This is a genomic window from Hydrogenophaga sp., assembly GCF_030158645.1.
GTDB lineage: Bacteria > Pseudomonadota > Gammaproteobacteria > Burkholderiales > Burkholderiaceae_C > Hydrogenophaga.
On sequence record NZ_JAOASO010000056.1, the window covers coordinates 1 to 2535 of the forward strand.

A 2535-nucleotide genomic window follows, 5' to 3' on the forward strand; every position below is an offset into this window, starting at 1 on the left:
TCGCTTGCAAGGCCGCAGCCAGTGCCTTGACTTTAAGTCTTATAGAAGACTTTGAGAAGCTCTTATGTCTTATATAAGAGAAAAGATTTTTTGTTGTTTATCAACGATGTTTGAATCGTGTTTCTCCATGCGAAATTCGTTTTCTTGTATTGAGAAATTTTTCCGCACCGCAGCATTCGTGTATTTCATATTGAGAAATTGTCTGCTGTCATTCCGAAAAATGACGTCGCCGAGGCTTCGGGCATGATCCTGCCCAGTGCCGAATCGACCGCTCCCGTGAAACCCATCCCTCCCCTGAACCGCTGGTGGGCTTGTGCCAGCCTGGCCCTGAGCATGTCGCTCGTGGGCAGCTACGTGGCTTTGTCCAAGCCCCTGGTGCTTGTTTTTCCCATCTTCCTGCTGGCGTGGCTGCGCTTTGGCATTGGTGGCCTGGCCATGTTGCGCTGGCTCAAAAAGCCGCCGGACGAACCCCTGATCACGCCACGCACGCGCTGGCTGCTGTTTCTTGAATCGTTCCTGGGCAATTTCCTGTTCTCCATCTGCATGCTGTTTGGCGTGAGCATGACCACGGCCGTGGCGGCCGGGGTGGTGATGTCCTCCATCCCGGCGGTGGTGGCTGTGTTGAGCTGGATCTTCTTGCGCGAGCGCATCGGCTGGCGCAGCGCGGCGGGCATCGCGTGTGCAGCGCTGGGCATCGGTCTGTTTTCGCTGCAAAAGGTGGACAGTGGCATGGCGGTGGACAGCAGCGGACCGTTCGGCTTCAGCCGGGCATTCTTGGGCAACCTGCTCGTGTTCGCGGCGGTGGTGTGCGAGGCGTCTTACGTGGTGATCGGCAAGCGCCTCACCGAAGGCCTGGGGCCCAAGCGCATCTCGGCCATCATCAACCTGTGGGGTTTTGCCCTGGTCACACCGTTCGGGCTGTGGGCCGCGCTGTCGTTCGACTTCGGTACAGTGAGTTTCCCGATCTGGACGCTGCTGGTGTTCTATGCACTGGCGGCCAGTGTCTGGACGGTGTGGCTGTGGATGACCGGCCTGAAGACGGTGCCGGCCTCGCAAGCCGGCGTGTTCACCGTGATGCTGCCGGTGAGCGCCGCGGCCATCGGTGTGCTGTTCATGGGTGAGACGCTCACGCCGCTTCAGGTGGTGGCGTTCGGCATCGCCCTGTCCGGGCTGGTGCTCGCCACCCTGCCCCAGCGGCGCCCCGCACAAACCTGAGTCAAAGGCACCAGAGTCCCGTGGGTTGGGTGAGGCCCATCCACAGCGCCCAGCCGGACGTGGCGGCCAGCGCCAGGCCGGCCAGGCGAATGCCCCAGGCACCCGACCGCGCGCCGTTCAAACGCAGCAGCAGCCACGGCGCGGCGGTGAGCGAGATGGATGTGCCGATGGAAAACAGCGCCATGATCGCCGCGCCCTCCAGTGCGTTGGCCGAGAGCGACGCCACCAGCAAGGCCGAGTACAGCAAGCCACAGGGCATGAGGGCCCATGCCACGCCCAGCACCACCGGCGCGCGCTGACCCATGGCGGTCAGCACGGGGCGCGCCTTGCGCCAGATGTTCTGTCCCAGCGTCTCGATCCAGGCCGGCTGGCGCGCGCGCCAGATCAGCACCACACCCAGCAGCAGCGCTGCTACGTGGAACGAGGTCCACAGCGGGCGGATCGCCGTGGTGTTGGTGCCCAGCCAGGCCAGCCCCTGCACCGAGCCTGCAGCGAACGCACCGAAAAAGGCGTAGCCCACCATGCGGCTGAGCTGGAAGGTCCACAAGGCCTGGGTGCTGCGCGCACCGGCGGCGCGGCTGATGCCGGCGCACGCGGCACCGCACATGGCCACGCAGTGGGGTCCACCCACCACGCCCATGAACAAGGCCGTGATCGCCATCGAAGTCTGCATGGATCAGATGATCTTCGAAAAGCGCGCCCGGTCCATGTCCACCTGCAGATTCTTGTCAAACACCATGGCAATGGCCCGCACCAGATACCAGCCGGCCTCGGTGACCTGAACGCCCGTCGGCTCCAGCCGCACCAGCCCGTGTTCAGCCAGGCCCTCGAGCACCTCGAGCTCGCGGGCAAAGTGCTGCCGGAAGTCGATCAGGTGCCCGAGTTCGATCGACTCGAACTGAAGCTCACCCTGGCACATCAAGGACATGATCACCGCGCGGCGCAGCAGGTCGTCGCGCGTGAGCGCCAGACCGCGCACGATGGGCAGACGGCCTTGTTCGAGCATGTCGCGGTACTCTTCCAGGGTCTTGGCGTTCTGGCTGTAGGTGGCTCCGATGCGGCCGATGGCCGAGACGCCGAGCGCGATCAGATCGCAGTCGGGTTGGGTGCTGTAACCCTGGAAATTGCGGTGCAGCCGGCCCTGGCGCTTGGCCACGGCGAGCGCGTCGGTGGGCAAAGCGAAATGGTCCATGCCCACGTACACGTAGCCGGCGTCCTGCAGGGTGTCGAGCGAGGCCGAGAGCATGGACAGCTTGGCGCTGCCACTGGGCAGCTCGGCGGCGATGATGCGCCGCTGCGGCTTGAAGCGCGACGGCAGGT

2 protein-coding genes and 1 pseudogene are annotated in these 2535 nt (G+C 63.9%); 1 reads left to right on the forward strand and 2 read right to left on the reverse strand.

The window, feature by feature from the left end; all coding sequences use genetic code 11:
* Nucleotides 1–243 precede the first annotated feature (243 nt).
* Entirely contained in the window at nt 244–1215 is a 972-nt protein-coding gene (locus tag Q1W68_RS05970; protein ID WP_300655860.1) for a DMT family transporter, read from the forward strand.
* A gap of 1 nt (nt 1216) precedes the next feature.
* On the opposite strand, the gene Q1W68_RS05975 is transcribed toward Q1W68_RS05970, so the two are convergent.
* Nucleotides 1217–1888, reverse strand: a complete 672-nt coding sequence (locus tag Q1W68_RS05975) for a sulfite exporter TauE/SafE family protein (protein WP_300660292.1) — start codon at nt 1886–1888, stop codon at nt 1217–1219.
* Between the two features lie 3 nt (nt 1889–1891).
* A pseudogene (locus Q1W68_RS05980) lies at nt 1892–2535 on the reverse strand (coproporphyrinogen III oxidase); the annotation flags it as partial.